This is a genomic window from Nocardia camponoti, assembly GCF_014646135.1.
GTDB classification, from domain to species: domain Bacteria; phylum Actinomycetota; class Actinomycetes; order Mycobacteriales; family Mycobacteriaceae; genus Nocardia; species Nocardia camponoti.
The window spans coordinates 1-16476 of sequence record NZ_BMMW01000005.1 but is presented as its reverse complement, the minus strand read 5'-3'; the positions used below and the strand labels follow the sequence as shown (position 1 = coordinate 16476).

The 16476-nt window shown below is 66.0% G+C and carries 12 protein-coding genes; 7 read left to right on the top strand and 5 right to left on the bottom strand.

All coding sequences use genetic code 11. The annotated features are described in order from the left end of the window. Positions 1-158 precede the first annotated feature (158 nt). The 3 genes from IEX78_RS21125 to IEX78_RS21115 all read left to right on the top strand — a co-directional run bounded on the left by IEX78_RS21125 (position 159) and on the right by IEX78_RS21115 (position 5751). Positions 159-2636 carry a hypothetical protein gene (locus IEX78_RS21125; protein WP_188830797.1) on the top strand — a complete coding sequence of 826 codons (2478 nt, stop codon included), beginning with the start codon at positions 159-161 and terminating at the stop codon, positions 2634-2636. A gap of 72 nt (positions 2637-2708) precedes the next feature. Further along, positions 2709-4433 carry a malto-oligosyltrehalose trehalohydrolase gene (gene treZ / locus IEX78_RS21120; RefSeq protein ID WP_188830796.1) on the top strand — a complete coding sequence of 575 codons (1725 nt, stop codon included), beginning with the start codon at positions 2709-2711 and terminating at the stop codon, positions 4431-4433. A gap of 67 nt (positions 4434-4500) precedes the next feature. Then, positions 4501-5751: a serine hydrolase domain-containing protein gene (locus IEX78_RS21115; protein ID WP_188830795.1), complete on the top strand. Its 1251-nt coding sequence runs from the start codon at positions 4501-4503 to the stop codon at positions 5749-5751. Here the strand turns inward: IEX78_RS21115 and ilvA are convergent. Then, positions 5748-7061, bottom strand: coding sequence for a threonine ammonia-lyase IlvA (gene ilvA, locus IEX78_RS21110; RefSeq protein ID WP_373291640.1), 1314 nt, complete (start codon positions 7059-7061; stop codon positions 5748-5750). The two genes, IEX78_RS21115 and ilvA, sit on opposite strands and share 4 nt — an antisense overlap. A gap of 96 nt (positions 7062-7157) precedes the next feature. Next, positions 7158-7595 carry a nitroreductase family deazaflavin-dependent oxidoreductase gene (locus tag IEX78_RS21105; protein WP_188830793.1) on the bottom strand — a complete coding sequence of 146 codons (438 nt, stop codon included), beginning with the start codon at positions 7593-7595 and terminating at the stop codon, positions 7158-7160. A 97-nt stretch (positions 7596-7692) separates the two neighbouring features. Here IEX78_RS21105 and IEX78_RS21100 point away from each other — a divergent pair, with 97 nt between their 5' ends. Then, positions 7693-7941, top strand: coding sequence for a hypothetical protein (locus IEX78_RS21100; RefSeq protein ID WP_229684192.1), 249 nt, complete (start codon positions 7693-7695; stop codon positions 7939-7941). Here IEX78_RS21100 and treY read toward each other — a convergent pair. The 3 genes from treY to IEX78_RS21085 are packed head-to-tail and all read right to left on the bottom strand — an operon-like array spanning position 7938 to position 13130. Further along, on the bottom strand, positions 7938-10367 hold the full coding sequence (gene treY, locus IEX78_RS21095) for a malto-oligosyltrehalose synthase (protein WP_188830792.1): 2430 nt from the start codon (positions 10365-10367) through the stop codon (positions 7938-7940). The genes IEX78_RS21100 and treY overlap by 4 nt on opposite strands. Then, entirely contained in the window at positions 10351-12528 is a 2178-nt protein-coding gene (glgX, locus tag IEX78_RS21090; protein ID WP_188830791.1) for a glycogen debranching protein GlgX, read from the bottom strand. The genes treY and glgX overlap by 17 nt, the downstream gene beginning before the upstream one ends. A gap of 47 nt (positions 12529-12575) precedes the next feature. After that, positions 12576-13130 (bottom strand): cupin domain-containing protein, encoded by a 555-nt coding sequence (locus tag IEX78_RS21085; RefSeq protein WP_188830790.1) that lies wholly within the window; start codon positions 13128-13130, stop codon positions 12576-12578. A gap of 105 nt (positions 13131-13235) precedes the next feature. Here IEX78_RS21085 and IEX78_RS21080 point away from each other — a divergent pair, with 105 nt between their 5' ends. The 3 genes from IEX78_RS21080 to bioD are packed head-to-tail and all read left to right on the top strand — an operon-like array spanning position 13236 to position 16383. Next, positions 13236-14528 carry an adenosylmethionine--8-amino-7-oxononanoate transaminase gene (locus tag IEX78_RS21080; RefSeq protein ID WP_188830789.1) on the top strand — a complete coding sequence of 431 codons (1293 nt, stop codon included), beginning with the start codon at positions 13236-13238 and terminating at the stop codon, positions 14526-14528. Between the two features lie 26 nt (positions 14529-14554). After that, positions 14555-15718: an 8-amino-7-oxononanoate synthase gene (locus IEX78_RS21075; RefSeq protein WP_188830788.1), complete on the top strand. Its 1164-nt coding sequence runs from the start codon at positions 14555-14557 to the stop codon at positions 15716-15718. Further along, positions 15715-16383 carry a dethiobiotin synthase gene (bioD, locus tag IEX78_RS21070; RefSeq protein WP_188830787.1) on the top strand — a complete coding sequence of 223 codons (669 nt, stop codon included), beginning with the start codon at positions 15715-15717 and terminating at the stop codon, positions 16381-16383. The genes IEX78_RS21075 and bioD overlap by 4 nt, the downstream gene beginning before the upstream one ends. Positions 16384-16476 lie beyond the last annotated feature (93 nt).

Genomic DNA, 16476 nt, shown 5'->3' with positions numbered 1-16476 from the left:
CCGCTGCTCATGTGGCGAACTTGCCGCTGAGGCGAGATGGCCGGTCGCTCACAAGTGCATCTCGCCGCGGACGTGCAAAACGGCTGCCAACAATCGCAACGTAACCGCCAAGTGTGGGTGGTGGATGTGGCTCGCGCGAGCGACTAGGGTCGCCGGGCGTGGCGGTGCAGGGTAGGCGGGCGGGTTGCTGGGTCTGGGTGGGGATCGCCGTGCTTGTGCTCGCGCAGCTTGTCGTGCGGGGGGTTGTCGCCGGGCGCGGGTTCTTCTACTGGGATGACTTTCTGCTCATCGAGCATGCGTTCGCTGAACCATTGTGGTCGGCTGATTTGCTCCTGACCAGCCACGATGGGCATGTGATGCCAGGGGCGTTCGCGCTCACCTGGCTCGTGACGGCCATCTCGCCGATGAACTGGTCGGTCGCGGTCGGAGCGCTGCTTGTCATGCAGTTGGCGGCGTCGCTCGCGGTTGCCAGGTTGCTAGTCGCGCTGCTCGGCGTGCGACCGGCCGTCCTGATCCCGCTCACCTTCTACCTGTTCTCACCACTCACCCTGCCCGCGTTCGCGTGGTGGGCGGCGGCGATTAACGCGCTGCCCTTGCAATTCGCACTGGCCTGGGTGAGCGCCGACGCCCTCGCCTACCTGCGAACAGGTCGCCGCCGCTACGTCATTTCCGCCGCGCTGGTTTTCGCGGGCGGTCTCGCGTTCTTCGAGAAGGCCGTGGTTGTCGCGCCGGTCGCGTTCGGCATCACCGTGCTCGCGGTCCATGTGTGCGCGCATCGCGCCCCGAGGGAGCAGGAGTTCGACCGAGATCCCCGCGCCACCGACCGAGCTCGCGGTGGGGGAGCCGATAGCGACCAGGCTCGCGGTGGGGGAGCCGATAACGACCAGGCTCGCGGCGGCGGAGCCGATACCAACGCACACGCCGCCGCGTCGCGTGCTCCCACATCCGTCGGCCGAAACCGCAGCGTCGGGTCCAAATCACCCGAGCGGCCAGAAGCCCGCTCACGTTTCCCAGCGGTCCGAGAAGTAGCCCGCGACGGCATCATCCTCTGGACCACACTCGCCGCCATCACCCTCGCCTGGGCCGCGTTCTACTTCGCCGTTGTCCAACGCCCCGACGGCCTCTCCCGCCCGGGCCAGCCCCTCGCCCTCCTGCGAGGTGCCTTTGCTGACGCCCTGGTCCCCGCCCTTTTTGGCGGACCGTGGGGCTGGGAACGCTGGCAACCCGCCACCCCGTGGGCAGCGCCGCCGACCTTCGCCGTCGTCGCGTCGGCGGTCCTGCTGATCGCGGTAATCGTCGCGACCATCCGAACGCGCGAACGGGTCGGCGCGGTGTGGGCGTGCTTCGCCGCCTACGTCGTCGTCGCGCTGCTGCCGGTAATGATCTTGCGCGACGGCCCGGAAACCGTCGCCTTTCTCGGCCAATCGATGCGCTACTTCGCCGACGTCGGCGTAATCGCGGCGGCCGCACTGGCCCTGATCCTCGCCGCACCGCGCCGACTCGCTGCACCGCGCCGACTCGCTGCACTGCGCCGAACCGCTGCACCCCGCCTCGCCGCGCCCCGGCGAACTGCTGCACTCAGCCGCCTCGCCGCGCCCCGGCGAACCGCTCCACCCGGCCGACTCGCCGCACCGCCCCGAACCGCTGACCACGCACCTTCGGACGCGACCAACGATGCGAACGGCCAGCCAGCGCACACGACCACGCCAACTGACGCCTCCGACAAGCACCCAAACAAACAACGCGAATCGACCGGAAATCTAGCGCCACAAACCCCGAAAGGCGACCCCGTCCAACGCAATGCGACCAGAACGCCCAAAGGCGAACCCGCCCAGCGGAATGCGCCCAGAACATCGAAAGGCGAACTCGCCCAGCGGAATGCGCCCAGAACATCGAAAGTCGAACTCGCCCACCGGAGTGCGGCCAGAGCCCCGAAAGCCAAACTCGCTCAACGGAATGCGCCCAGAACACCGAAAGGCGCACCCTCCCAACGGAATCCACCCCGAGCCCGTGTCATCCAGACGGCCGTAACCGTCACCTACCTCGCCAGCGCCCTCCTCACCACCGCAACCTTCACCACCTCCTGGTCCCCAAGCCCCGCCCGCACCTACGTCACCGAATTCCGCGCCCAACTCCCACTCGACGCCCCGCTCCTCCCACAGGCCGTCCCGTGGAATGTTTTGGCCCCCTTAGCCTTTCCCCGCAACTACACCGACCACTTCTTCGCCCCCATTGCCCCGGACGCCTTCACAACGAGCACCCCGCAGCTCCGCATGCTCAACGACGACGGCCGCGTAGTCGACGCCGAACTCTGGTGGAACCGCGCGATAACCCCCGGCCCCGACCCGAACTGCGGCTACCGCGTCACCGGCCAAACCGGCGCGCTCCTACCCCTAAACGGCCCAATGCAGGTGCGCGACTGGACAACTCAACTCAATTACTTGGCCGACGAGGCAACGACGGTCGCGGTTTCGTTCGACGGCGGCGAAGAAACCCAGGTCGACCTCCAACCAGGCTTGAACTCGCGCTACGTCCGCATCTTCGGCGGCGGCAGCGCCCTCCACGTCCGCCCTCTCGACCCGACCCAGTCGATCTGCGTCGGCGTCGGCCCCGTCGGCGTCGTCGCACACAAGTAGCCGCCAGTGGCCACCAATAGCCACCGGCAGCACCACCCTGCACACCCACACCCAACATGCGATCATCGCCAGATGAGGCTGTTTCGGGTATGGGCTCCCACCGCACACTCCGTCCAGCTCCACCTCAACGACGACATCCACCCGCTCACCCGCAACGGCGGCGGCTGGTGGTGGGTTCGCGCGACGGCCAACCAAGGCGACCGATACGGCTACTCCATCGACGACAACCCGCAGGTCCTGCCCGACCCGCGCAGCCCACGCCAACCAGACGGCGTCCACGCACGCTCAGCGGTGCACGATGTCGACCCAACGCAATGGAGCGACCACAACTGGACCGGTCGACCACTCCCCGGCTCGGTGCTCTACGAACTCCACATCGGCACCTTCACCCAGGAAGGCACATTCGACGCCGCGATCGACCGCCTCGATCACCTCGTTGACCTGGGGATAACCACCGTCGAAATCATGCCGGTGAACGCCTTCGACGGCACCCACAACTGGGGTTACGACGGCGTCGGCTGGTATGCCGTCACCGAAAATTACGGCGGCCCCGACGGCCTGCAACGCTTCGTCAACGCCTGCCACCTGCGCGGCCTGGCCGTGTGCCTGGACGTCGTCTACAACCACCTCGGCCCGTCCGGCAACTACCTCCCGCGCTTCGGCCCCTATCTCGCCGACGACCGCAACACCTGGGGCCAGCGACTCAACCTCGACGGTCCCGGCTCCGACGCCGTCCGCAAACACATCATCGACAACGCCCTGCGCTGGTTCGCCGACTTCCACATCGACGCCCTCCGCATCGACGCGATCCACGCCCTAGTCGACCACCGCGCAACCCACGTCCTCGCCGAGCTTTCCCGCGAAACCGAAACGCTCGCAACACATCTCAATCGACCACTCACGCTCATCGCCGAAAGCGACCTCAACGACACCCGCGTCGTCACCCCGCGCGCCGCAGGCGGATTGGGCCTCACCGCGCAGTGGAACGACGACCTCCATCACGCCGTGCACACCGCCATCTCCGGCGAAAGACAGGGCTACTACAGCGATTTCGGTTCGTTAGCCTGCCTCGCCCGCACCCTCACACACGGGTTCTTCCATGCCGCAACCTATTCCAGCTTCCGAGGTAGAACCCACGGTGCCCCGATCCGCCGTGACCTCGTGCCCGCCAGCGCGCTGATCGGCTACACCTGCACCCACGACCAAGTCGGCAACCGCGCGACCGGTGACCGCCCAAGCGCCTACCTGAGCCCCGGCCAACTCGCGAGCAAAGCCGCACTCGTTCTGCTTTCCGCCCAAACACCCATGCTGTTCATGGGCGAAGAATGGGGCGCGACGAGCCCGTTCCAATTCTTCACCTCCCATACCGACCCCGCGATCGGCGACGCGACCCGCGAAGGTCGACGCGCCGAATTCGCCGACCACGGCTGGACCGCCGACGAAGTCCCCGACCCACAAGACCCCGCCACCTTCCTCCGCTCGAAACTCGACTGGACCGAGCTCGCCGCAGACCCCCACGCCCGTCTGCTGGCGTGCTACCGCGGCCTGCTCACGCTGCGCCGCTCCCGCCCGGAATTCACCGACCCCTGGCTCACGAACGTGTGGTGCGACTACGACGAAACCCAACGCTGGTTCGTCCTGCGCCGAGGCCACGTCGCGGTTGTCGTGAACTTGAGCGAGGACGAAGTGGTCGTCCCGATTCGGGGACGGGTGCTGCTGGCGTGGTCGCCAGCAACGGAAACCGTCGCGGGCACACTCTTTTCGCCCCACAGCTTCGCTGTTCTTGACGAGCACTGAACACAACAAGGCCACATTCGAAAATCATTCATTGCCGACTTGGACATCTGACCCGTACCGTTAGGCGATGAGCAACGACGCTTACGGGCAGGATCGCGCTGCCCTCCCCGCTGGCATGGGCGGATTCGCCCCGCCCGGGTTCGGCCCGCTGGTCCGGGCATTCTCCGCATTGATCGGTCATCGCACGGACGCGGGCGGTGCGCTCGCGATTTATCGAAACGGGCAACCACTCGCCCACATCTACACCGGCAGCGCGGGCGGTCGCCCGTGGACGGCCGACACCGGCGCGATCGTCTTCTCCGCAACCAAGGGCATCGCGGCAACGGTCATCCATCGCCTCGCTGACCAGGGCTTACTCGACTACGACACTCCGGTCGCGCAGTACTGGCCGCGCTTCGCCGCCAACGGTAAGGGCGGCATCACCGTCGCCGACGTCCTCACCCATCGCAGCGGCCTTTCCTCGCTCGGCGCGGTCGCGCACTCGGCCGAAGAATCGCTCGACTGCGAACTCATGGAAGACCGCATCGCGCTCGCCAAGCCCGACCACCTCCTCGGCACGCCTGCCTACCACGCGCTTACCTATGGCTGGCTCGTCTCGGGCCTCGCCCGCGCGGTCACCGGCAAGTCGATGAGCGAACTGATTCGCACCGAAGTCACCGAACCGCTCGGCATCACCGGCATCGGCCTCGGCTACCCGAGCGTCGGGGCCCCCGCCGACTTCGCGCGACTCGCGGGCGCGCATCTCAGCGTCACGGCCAACCCACTAGCCGCCGCGGTACTCAGCAAAGTGGGCGCGTGGATGCCCGGTGCGCTCGGCGCGGCGGCGCGTTGCCTGTTCATCCCCGGTTTCGCAAGCATCCTCGACGGCGACGACCCGCCGGTGCTGCATGGCGAACTGCCTGCGGGCAACGGGGTAGCGACCGCGCCCGCGCTGGCCCAAATGTATGCGGGGTTGGCCGACGGCGTCACCGTCGACGGCCAGCCGTTCCTCAGCGAACGCACGCACGCGAAGATCCGGCGCGTGCAGACCTACCGCCTCGACCACTCGCTGTTCTACTTCCCGATGATGTGGCACCTTGGCTACCACTCGATGCCAATGCCCGGCGCGCGCAACGCTTTTGGCCACATCGGCCTGGGCGGCTCGTTCGGCTGGGTCGACCCGGCGTCTGGCCTCTCAGTTGCGTTCGTGCACAACCGACTTGACCAACTGTCGCTGCCGTACGACCAATTCGCGCTGAGTTGGCTACTGCCACTTGTGGTTTCGGGGGCACGTGCGTGCCGCACCCCCGATCCACGCGAAGACCAAGCTGCCGCCTAGGTCAGGTAGCGATACGCGGGCGACCCCGGTTCCAGGCGTTCCGCCTGAATCGGGGACTCGGCGATGCGGTGCATGAGCGACGTGAGGTCGTCGGTCGCGCCGAGTTCGATACCGACGAGCGCGGCCCCGGTCTCGCGGTTGTTGCGCTTGACGTATTCGAACATGGTGATGTCGTCGTCGGGGCCGAGCACGTCATCGAGGAAGCGGCGAAGCGCGCCCGGTTCCTGCGGGAAGTCGACGAGGAAGTAGTGCTTGAGGCCGCGATGGACAAGCGACCGCTCGATGATCTCGCCGTAGCGTGACACGTCATTGTTGCCGCCGGAAACCAGCACGACAACGGTGGCACCCGGCGTGACCGTGACCTCGGCGAGCGCGGCTGTCGCCAACGCCCCCGCGGGCTCGGCGATGATGCCCTCGTTTTGATACAGCCCGAGCATCGCGGTGCAGATCGCGCCTTCGTCGACCTGCATCATCTGGAAACTCGACGAATCCGTCGCCGCGACCAGCGGCAACGACGCGTGCGACACCACATGCGCGCCAAACCCGGCGGCGGCGCGGTAGGGGAGGTCGCCAATGCGACGCACGGCGGCACCGTCAACGAACGGGTCGATTTCGGGCAGCGTGACCGGCCCGCCAGCAACGAGCGCGGCGGTCATCGACGCTGCCCCCGACGGTTCGGCAGCGAGAATGCTTGTGCCAGGCGACCTTTCGCGCAGATAGGTGCTGACGCCCGCGAGGCAACCGCCACCGCCGACCGGCACGACAACAAGGTCGGGCGTGGTGTCGAGTTGATCGAGGAATTCGGTCGCGATCGTGCCCTGCCCGGCCGCGGTGCGCGGGTCGTCGAAGGGCGGAACCATCGTCGCGCCGGTGCGCTCGACATCGGCGGCAGCGGCAGCGGCAGCGGCGTCATAAGTCTCGCCGATGGCAATGAGTTCGACGAACTCGCCGCCGTGCACGCGAATCCGGTCGCGCTTTTGCTTAGGCGTGGTTGTCGGCACGTAAATGCGCCCCTGAATGCCCATCGCCCGACACGCGAACGCGACACCTTGCGCGTGATTGCCCGCCGACGCCGCGACAACGCCAGCGGCCCGCTCAGCTTCGGTGAGCTGGATCATCAGGTTGTACGCGCCGCGCAGCTTGTAGGAACGGACTGCGGTGAGGTCTTCGCGCTTGAGATACACCTTCGCGCCGCTTGCCGCGGAGAGTCGCGGACTGTATTGCAGCGGCGTCGGCTCGATAATCCCCGAAATTCGCTTCGCGGCAGCATCGATCTCGTCCGCGGTGAGCGGCGGCAGAGATAGGGGCACGTCGGCGACGTTCGCGAAGGAGGACACGCGCTTATGGTACCGAGCACGTCCCCGGCGGCTGACAGGCGTCAGCACGCCGGGGCCTGCCCTACCTGCTCAGTTGTCGGGAGTGAGCACGAACACCGGGATCACGCGATCGGTCTTCTTCGCGTATTCGGCGTAGTCCGGCCACACCTTGACCGCGCGATCCCACCACTGCTGACGTTCGTCGCCGAACACCTCGCGCGCGGTGTAGTCCTTGGTTGTTGTGCCGTCGCGCAGCTCGACGTGCGGGTCGGCCTTGATGTTGTAGTACCAAACCGGATTCTTCGGCGCGCCGCCCAGGGAGGCGACAACCGCGTACTCGCCGTCGTGCTCGACGCGCATCAGCGGGGTCTTGCGCAGCTTGCCCGTTTTCGCGCCGACCGTGGTGAGCAGCACGATCGGGACGCCCTGCATTTCATTGCCCGCGGTGCCGCCTGAGTTCTCATACGTCTCGGCCTGCTTGCGGGCCCACTCGGATGTGCTGGGTGCGTACTCTCCTTGTAGTGGCATGACCTGCACAACGAGTTCGCCCGATGTGATGTTCCCGACAGTCGCGCTGGGCGAAAGTTAGGTGGACCGAACTCTGGCGTCCGGCTATCCTATTGACATGGCAATGGTGACCCGACGCGCGACGGCAGCGTCCCTTGGTGGGACGTCGACCGTGGATATCGCGGGCAGCGCGTGGCCGCTGTACAAGCTGCAGGCGCTCGTCGTCGGGCTTGTCGTTGGTCTGCTGCTGTTGGTTGTCACCTCAAGCGTCGACGTCGCGGTGCTTGCCGCCGCGGGCGCGGCCACCCTGCGGTGGGTGCTCGGTTCGGCGATGCTCGTCGGTTCGCGCCACGCACACCACGGCTAGCGCACCAGCAACGCCACCGGCAATCGGGTGAACAGTTTGTCCATCCGTGCCGCTCCCGCGAACACATTGCCGGTCAGTCGGTCCGTCCAGGTGCCCTCGGGCAGCGACAACGTCGTGTCCAACCAGCCGTTCGCACCAAGGCCCACCGAATGTCGGGTCACCGCGACGATCACCTCAGGCGACTCCCCAGCGGGCCCGCGCCCGTAAGCGACAACGCGATGGGCGTGCTCACCAACGGCGTACAGCGGCGAATAGTTGCCGCCAACAAAGCATTCCGGCCGTTCTCTGCGCAACCACAGCGCATAGGCGACCACCCACATCTTCGCCGCGCCGGTGTTGTCGAGCGCGGGCGTGTCGGCAAGCGATTGCAGTTTCGAAATGCGGTGCGCGAAGTTCACCGGCCGTCGATTGTCGGGGTCCACGAGCGAGTCTTCCCACAACTCGGTGCCCTGATAGATATCGGGAATGCCGGGCGCGCAGAGTTGTAAGAGCTTCTGCGCCAACGAATCTGACCACGCGTGCGGGGCGAGTTCGTACACCAAATCGCCGATGCCGGTGCCGACCGGACCGTCGATTACCGCGTCGAGCCACCCGTGCACCGCCGCTTCGAACTGGGCATCCGGCTCTTCCCACGACGACTTCGTTCCCGCTTCGCGCATGGATTTCTCGGCGAAGCGATGCAGACGATCACGCAAGCCCGGTACCGACGATGCCGGGTGACCGTCGGCTGGCCACACACCAAACATGTTCTGCAACAAGAACAATGCCGTCGCGCCGTCGGGTGCTGGCGTGAGTTCGAGCCACGTGCGCACCTGCGCCGACCACTTGTCCGCGACCTGCGACAACACGCCGATGCGCGCGCGGACGTCTTCGCCGCGCTTGGTGTCGTGGGTCGAGATCGTCGTCATCGTGGCGGGCCATCGATGCGCGCGTTCGCTGTTCGCAAGGTGAAAGTCGTTGGGGGAGTGGCCGAATCGCGCGGGATTGCCGCCGACTTCCTGCAACGAGACCAGCCGCGCGCCCTGGTAGAACATGGTGTCTTCGACCGACTTCGCGGTGATCGCCCCACATACCTGGCTGAAGCGCATCGCCGCTTCACCACCGGCCGCGAGCGCGGTCACCAACACCGAAAGTGGTGCTGTCAGTTCAGCATTGCGTCGCTCGACCTCGCCGACAATCGCGGCGGTCACGCCCGCGAGCGGGGCGTAGTCGACCCGGTAGACGGGCATGAACGCGAGCACTTCGATCGTCGCGTTACTGATCGCGAGAGTGTCGAAACTGCCTGCGTTGCCGTCGCGCTTGATGGCGGCGACCAGGCGTCGAATTTCGGGCGCGAGGATCGTTTCGGCGACCGCGCGTTTGATCCGATGCTCGGTTTCGCCGAACCAGGCGCGATCGCTGCCGTGGTTGGCGACGTGTTGCGACAGCTCGGTGAGCGTTGTTTCGCCGGTCGGGTCGATCAGCACGCCGCCGATGTCGGCGAGCGCTTCGTAACCGGTTGTCCCGTCGACCGGCAGCGTCGCGTCGAGCGGCTCGCGGTGGGCGAGGATCTTCTCGATGAGCAGCAGCCGATTCGGACCAATCAGTCGGCGCAAGCGGGTCAGATACGTGCTCGGGTGCGCGAGCCCGTCGGGATGGTCGACGCGCACGCCGTCGATGAGGTCGTGTTCGCACCACGCGGCAAGCTCGCGGTGCGTGACCTCGAAAACCTCGGGATCTTCCTGGCGAATCGCCGCCAAGCTACTCACCGCGAAGAAGCGGCGGTAGGTGCACACGCCCGCTTTCCAGCTTACGAGGCGATAGTGCTGCCGGTCGTGAATGCGCAGCGCGTTGTCGCCGTCGGTGCCGGGTGCGATGGGGAAGCGCAGGTCGTGCAGGGCAAGCATCGGTTCGGGGCCCGACCGGTCGACGGTCAGCGCGGCGGGGTCGTTCTCATTCGCGAGTACGGGCAGCGCGAGTCGACCGCCAGCGCCGTTGCCCGGACTCCAGTCGATGTCAAAGTACTTGGCGTACTTGGATTCTCGCCCATGCCGCAGGACATCCCACCACCACGCGTTCTGCCTCGGATCGGCGACGCCAACGTGGTTGGGCACCCAGTCGATGATGAGCCCCATGCCGCGACTGCGTACCTCATCCGACAGCGCTTTGAGCCCAGTCGGGCCGCCCAGCGCAAGCGACACCGTCGTCGGGTCGGTGATGTCGTAGCCGTGCGTAGACCCACGTGCGGCGGTGAGCACCGGCGACAGATACAGGTGCGAAACACCCAGCTGTTGCAAGTACTCCGCGATGACCCGCGCATCATTGAAAGTGAGCGCGTCGGGGCGCAACTGCAGCCGGTAGGTGCTGCGCACGTTGCTGCCGCGCACGGGCGCACGATGCAGCAGGGTGAGGGGATCGGTCACGTATGTCTCAAAATTCGTTGTCATGGGTGGTGAGAGTCGGCGGTTGGGTGTCGGTTCGCCGGAGCACAAGCAAACAGCGCCCGGGTACCGACAGCGTCGCAGGTTCGGTTGACTCGCCGCGCGCGGGGACCTCGTAGTTCGCATCGGCTGCCCCGGTTGGCGTTGAACAGTCCAGCGCGACGGTCCATCCTCTGCCGAACTCCACAGGTGGGAGCGCGAAATCGATCGGCTCGTCGTGGGCGTTGAAGCACAGCAGAAAGGAGTCGTCGGTGACGCGTTCGCCGCGCGGACCTGGCTCGACGATGCCGTCGCCGTCGAGTAGGACCGCGAGCGATTTGCCGAAGCCGCTGTCCCAATCGGCGGTAGTCATCTCGGTGCCTGCCGGGGTGAACCAGGCGATTTCGCGCTGGCCGCTGTCACTTGGCCCGGCGATCAGGAAGCGTCTGCGCCGGAAAACCGGGTGCGCGGTGCGCAGCGCGATCGCGCGTTGGGTGAACGCGAGCAGGTCGGCGTTGCGGTTGACCAGCGACCAGTCCATCCACGCGAGCGGACTGTCCTGGCAGTAGACGTTGTTGTTGCCCAGTTGCGTGCGCCCGATCTCGTCGCCGTGCGCGAGCATCGGCGTGCCCTGGCTCAGGATCAGCGTCGCGAGCAGATTGCGTTGCTGACGCGCGCGCAGCGTTTCGATCGCCGGATCGTCGGTTGGGCCTTCGACCCCGCAGTTCCACGATCGATTGTGACTCTCGCCGTCGCGATTGTCTTCGCCGTTGGCCTCGTTGTGTTTTTCGTTGTAGGACACCAGGTCTCGCAACGTGAACCCGTCGTGCGCGGTGATGAAATTAATGCTCGCGCCTGGCCTTCGGCCGGTTGATTCATACAAATCCGATGACCCAGTGAGCCGGGACGCGAATTCGCCAAGCGTCGCTGGTTCGCCGCGCCAATAGTCGCGGACGGTGTCGCGATATTTGCCGTTCCATTCGGTCCACAGGCTGGGGAAATTGCCGACTTGGTAGCCACCTTCGCCGACGTCCCAAGGTTCGGCGATCAGCTTCACCTGACTCACCACCGGGTCCTGATGGACCAAGTCGAAAAACGCGGAAAGCCGATCGACATCATGCAATTCGCGTGCCAACGTGGCGGCGAGGTCGAACCGGAAACCGTCGACGTGCATGTCGAGAATCCAGTACCGCAGCGAATCCATGATCAGCTGCAACGTGTGCGGGTGTCGCACGTTGAGGCTGTTGCCGGTGCCGGTGTAGTCGCGGTAGTGGGCGGGGTCGGCTTCGTCCAGTCGGTAATAGGCCGCGTTGTCGATGCCGCGCAAACTCAGCGTCGGGCCGAGGTGATTGCCTTCGCCGGTGTGGTTGTAGACAACGTCGAGAATCACCTCGATGCCTGCCGCGTGCATGGCGCGCACCATCGCTTTGAATTCCGCGACGGCAGCGTCGCCGCGTGGGCGCGCGGAATATTGATTGTGCGGGGCTAGATAGCCAATGCTGTTGTAACCCCAGTAGTTTCGTAACCCCTGATCGGTCAGCACGTGGTCGTGGAAGAACTGGTGCACGGGCATCAGTTCGATCGCGGTGACGCCCAGTTTTTGCAGATGACTAATGATCGCCGGATGCGCCAATCCCGCGTAGGTGCCGCGTAATTCGGGCGGCACGTCGGGATGCGTCATCGTCATCCCTTTGACATGCGCTTCGTAAATCACCGTTTCGTGGTACGGCCGATTCGGCGGACGGTCATTTCCCCAATCGAAAAACGGGTTGATCACCACCCCGGCCATCGTGTGCCCGAGCGAATCGAGGCCGTAGGTGTAGAGCGAAGGATTGTTGACGAAGCGCCCGTCGAACGCTTTGCCGTAGGGATCGAGCAGCAATTTGCTTGGGTCGCACCGTAATCCGCGTTCGGGCTCAAACGGCCCGTGCACGCGGAACCCGTAGCGCTGACCTGGCGTGATCGTCGGGAGGTAGGCGTGCCAGACGTAGCCGTCCACCTCATCGAGCGGAACGCGAGTCTCTGAGCCATCTTTGGCGAGCAGGCACAGGTCAACGCCCGTTGCCACCTCGGAGAAGACCGAGAAGTTCGTGCCAGCGCCGTCGTAGGTCGCGCCGAGTGGGTAGGCGGTTCCCGGCCAGACGTTCAGCGGACTCGCATCGGAGTCAGCATCCTGCGAGCTCGACATGTAACGACAGTAATGGAACCCCCGTCGCCGCCGCGCGGGCTGCGGGATTAGCCCTGGTCAGCGCTGGTGGACGCGACTAGTTTGCGCTCATATCCGAGCGTGCGAGCGAGCTTGGCGATGTTGCCGAACACCGCCCGTTGCAGCGCGGGCGGCGGCCCTGCCACGTACCCGTCGCCGTATTCCCACAGCAACCCGAGCGCGAGCGGGTTGCGTGGAAGGCCGAGCTTGGTCATGCGCCCGGCCTGGTCGAGGCGGCTCATGAACTCGAACATCTCCCAGTGATGCAGCGGTGGACGAACCTCGTGCTCAAGCACTGTTTCGCTGGAATCATTCCAAAACTCGTGCGTCGCACGCGGTTTCACGACAACAGTCGTGCCAGGACCGGCCGTCGTTTCGACGCCGTCGACGCGGAACCTGAGCTGTCCAGCCCGGACGTGGAAGGTCTCTTGCAGGATCGGATGCCAGTGCGGTCCAACTAGCCGACCCGTTTGCGGAATCACGTGTTCGATTCGCAGGTATTCGCCATCGCCGTCGGCGCCTTGGTCGACGAGGGTGATGCGATTTCCGCTGCGGAAGTTCAGGACCGATCCCGTCTCAGCCATAGACTGAATTATGCCGGAATGCGGGTGCTTGGGGGAGGGGTTCAGTGCTAACTTGAACACCGTTCAAGGCCGCTTATTTTCAACGCCGCTGATGACGGGATAGCCGTGCACCTCACCCCCGAGCAGATTTCCGCCCTTGATGCCGAGCATGTGTGGCATCCCTACGGCGGATTCCCCGCGACGACCGAGCCACTGATCGTGGCGAGCGCGTCCGGCACTCGACTGACCCTCGCCGATGGCAGGGAACTCGTCGACGGAATGAGTTCGTGGTGGGCCGCCGTCCACGGCTACCAACATCCCGTCCTCGACGCCGCGCTGCTCGCGCAATCGCGCAAGATGAGTCACGTGATGTTTGGCGGCCTCACCCATGAGCCTGCCGTCGCGCTCACGAAACTGCTTGTCGACCTGACGCCAGACGGACTGGACAAGGTGTTCCTGTGTGATTCGGGGTCGATTTCGGTCGAAGTCGCGACGAAGATGTGCCTGCAATATTGGCGCGCGCTCGGTCGACCGGAGAAGTATCGGCTCCTCACCTGGCGTGGCGGCTACCACGGCGACACCTTCACCCCGATGAGCGTGTGCGACCCCGAAGGCGGCATGCACTCGCTCTGGACCGACGTCCTCACCGAGCAGGTCTTTGTCCCCGCGCCCCCGACCGAGTTCGACCTTTCCTATGTAGATGTGTTCGAAGCGGCCGTTGCCGAGCATCGCGATGAGGTCGCCGCGGTGATCGTCGAACCGGTCGTGCAGGGCGCGGGCGGGATGCGCTTCCACGATCCGCGCTACCTGACCGAACTCCGTCGCATCTGCGATGAACACGATGTCCTGCTGGTCTTCGACGAGATCGCGACCGGCTTTGGCCGCACCGGCGAACTCTTCGCCGCCGACCACGCGCGCGTCGCACCCGACGTCATGTGCGTCGGCAAGGCGCTGACCGGCGGATACCTCACCCTGGCGGCCGCGCTGTGTACGTCCGAGATCGCCCAGACGATCAGCGCTGCCCACGGCGGGCTCATGCACGGGCCCACTTTCATGGGCAACCCGCTCGCGTGCGCGGTCGCGGTCGCTTCGCTCGAACTGCTCGCCACCCGCGATTGGCGCGGCGAGGTGTCGCGGATCAATGCCGAGCTGACCGCCGGGTTGAAGCCGCTCATCGACGAGCCCGGCGTCGTTGACGTGCGCATTCTTGGCGCGATTGGCGTTGTTCAACTGGCTGAGCCGGTGAACATGGTTGCCGCGACCGACGCCGCCGTCGCGGCCGGCGCGTGGTTGCGCCCATTCCGCGATCTCGTTTACACGATGCCGCCGTTCATTAGTTCCACCGCGGACATCGCGACGATCACCGCGGGCGTGCGAGCGGCCGTCGCGGCGTCAACGGGCCAACCTGACCCGTCCTGAACACCGTTCAAGTACAGTCGTCAGCTGTGAGTATTGATCCGTTGAGTTGGTTGGACAGCTACGCGGCCGAACGCGTCGACGCCGGATTACGCAGGAACCTGCGCGTGCGCGAACCCGTTTCGACCGCGATCGATCTAGCGTCCAACGACTACCTCGGACTAGCCAAGCACCCCGACGTTGTCGATGGCGCGATCGCGTCAGTGCGACGGTGGGGGACCGGCGCGACCGGCTCGCGACTCGTCACCGGAACCACCGCCGAGCACGCTCAGCTTGAGGATGAACTCGCTGAATTCGTCGGTGCCGCAAGCGGATTGGTGTTCGCGAGCGGGTACGCGGCCAACCTTGGCGTGGTGACCGCGCTCGCTGGGCGTGAGGATCTTGTTGTTTCCGATGCGGGCAGTCACGCGTCGCTTGTCGACGCTTGTCGACTGTCGCGGGCTCGCGTCGCCGTCGCGCCGCATCGCGATGTCGCTGCCGTCGAACGCCTCCTTGGTGAGCGGGTTGAGGCGCGGGCGCTCGTCCTCACCGACTCTGTCTTTAGTGCCGACGGCGATCTAGCCCCGCTTGTTGAGCTGCATCGCGTGTGCCGAGCTGCGGGTGCGCTGCTTGTTGTCGACGAGGCGCATGGCCTTGGCGTCCGTGGTCTTGGTGGGCGCGGACTCGTTCACGAGGTCGGCCTCGCTGGCGAACCGGACGTGATCGTCACCGCGACGCTGTCGAAGGCGTTCGCCGCCCAGGGTGGCGTTGTGCTCGCCGATGCGCGCGTACGCGCGCACCTCATCGACGCCGCGCGCAGTTTCATTTTCGACACTGGGCTCGCGCCAGCCGCCGTCGGCGCTGCCCGCGCCGCGCTCGCGCTGCTTCGCCGCGATCCGGCAATGGCCGGTCGGGTGCTTGAGCGGGCGACGGCCATCGCGGATGTCGCGCGGGCGGCGGGCGTTGACGTGCCCGCGCCGGAATCCGCGGTCGTCTCGGTTGTCCTTGGCGAAGCGCAGGTCGCGTTCGACGCCGCGCAAGCGTGCCGAGCACGCGGGCTCGATGTCGGCTGCTTCCGGCCGCCGTCCGTCCCGGCGGGCACGTCGCGACTTCGATTGACCGCTCGCGCGAACTTGACGTCGGCTGAGCTTGACGTGATCGCTGACGTGCTCGGCGATGTTCTCGCCGGTGCGCGCGAGGCGGTCAGTGCGTGAGCATCCTGCTGATTAGTGGCACGTCGACCGATGTTGGCAAGACGATCGTCACGGCCGCGCTCGCTGCCACCGCAGTCGCCGCCGGTCGAACCGTCGCGGTATGTAAGCCAGCTCAGACCGGGATCGCGCCGGGTGAACCGGGCGATCTAGCCGAGGTCACGCGGCTGTCTGGTGTCACGCGCACGCTCGAACTCGCGCGTTACCCCGAACCGCTCGCACCCGACACCGCTGCCCGTCGCGCGGGGATGCCGCTGCTCGGCTTAGCCGAAACCGCTTCTGCCATCGACACTTTGCGCGATGCCGACCTGGTTCTTGTTGAAGGCGCGGGCGGACTGCTCGTGCGAATGGGCGAGTTCACCCTCCTCGACCTAGCGCAAAAGATCGGCGCTCCGGTCCTGGTTGTAGCCGCCGCCGGGCTGGGCACGCTCAACCACAGCGAGCTGACGACCCGACTGCTCGCGGCATCGGGCGTGGAGTGCGCGGGACTGGTCATTGGGTCGTGGCCGAGCGAGCCTGGACTGGCCGAGCGATGCAATCGCGACGATCTCCCGCGCATTACTGGCGAAGAAGTACGCGGGATCGTGCCCGCCGGGGTCGGGAAGTGGTCGCAGGAGCGGTTCACAGTCACGGCGCCAAGCTGGTTTGAGCCCAAATGGTGCCCCTGACCTGCGGAGTTGACATCGTCCCGATCAACACGTAACTTTATTCGAGTCAGAGCGACACGGACACCGACCCGGCCTTCACCGGCAGGGATAACG

Coding starts and splice junctions, on each gene's coding strand:
- treZ (WP_188830796.1), top strand. CDS start 2,709: ATGAGGCTGTTTCGGGTATGGGCTCCCACCGCACACTCCGTCCAGCTC.
- IEX78_RS21115 (WP_188830795.1), top strand. CDS start 4,501: ATGAGCAACGACGCTTACGGGCAGGATCGCGCTGCCCTCCCCGCTGGC.
- IEX78_RS21105 (WP_188830793.1), bottom strand. CDS start 7,595: ATGCCACTACAAGGAGAGTACGCACCCAGCACATCCGAGTGGGCCCGC.
- IEX78_RS21100 (WP_229684192.1), top strand. CDS start 7,693: ATGGCAATGGTGACCCGACGCGCGACGGCAGCGTCCCTTGGTGGGACG.
- treY (WP_188830792.1), bottom strand. CDS start 10,367: ATGACAACGAATTTTGAGACATACGTGACCGATCCCCTCACCCTGCTG.
- glgX (WP_188830791.1), bottom strand. CDS start 12,528: ATGTCGAGCTCGCAGGATGCTGACTCCGATGCGAGTCCGCTGAACGTC.
- IEX78_RS21085 (WP_188830790.1), bottom strand. CDS start 13,130: ATGGCTGAGACGGGATCGGTCCTGAACTTCCGCAGCGGAAATCGCATC.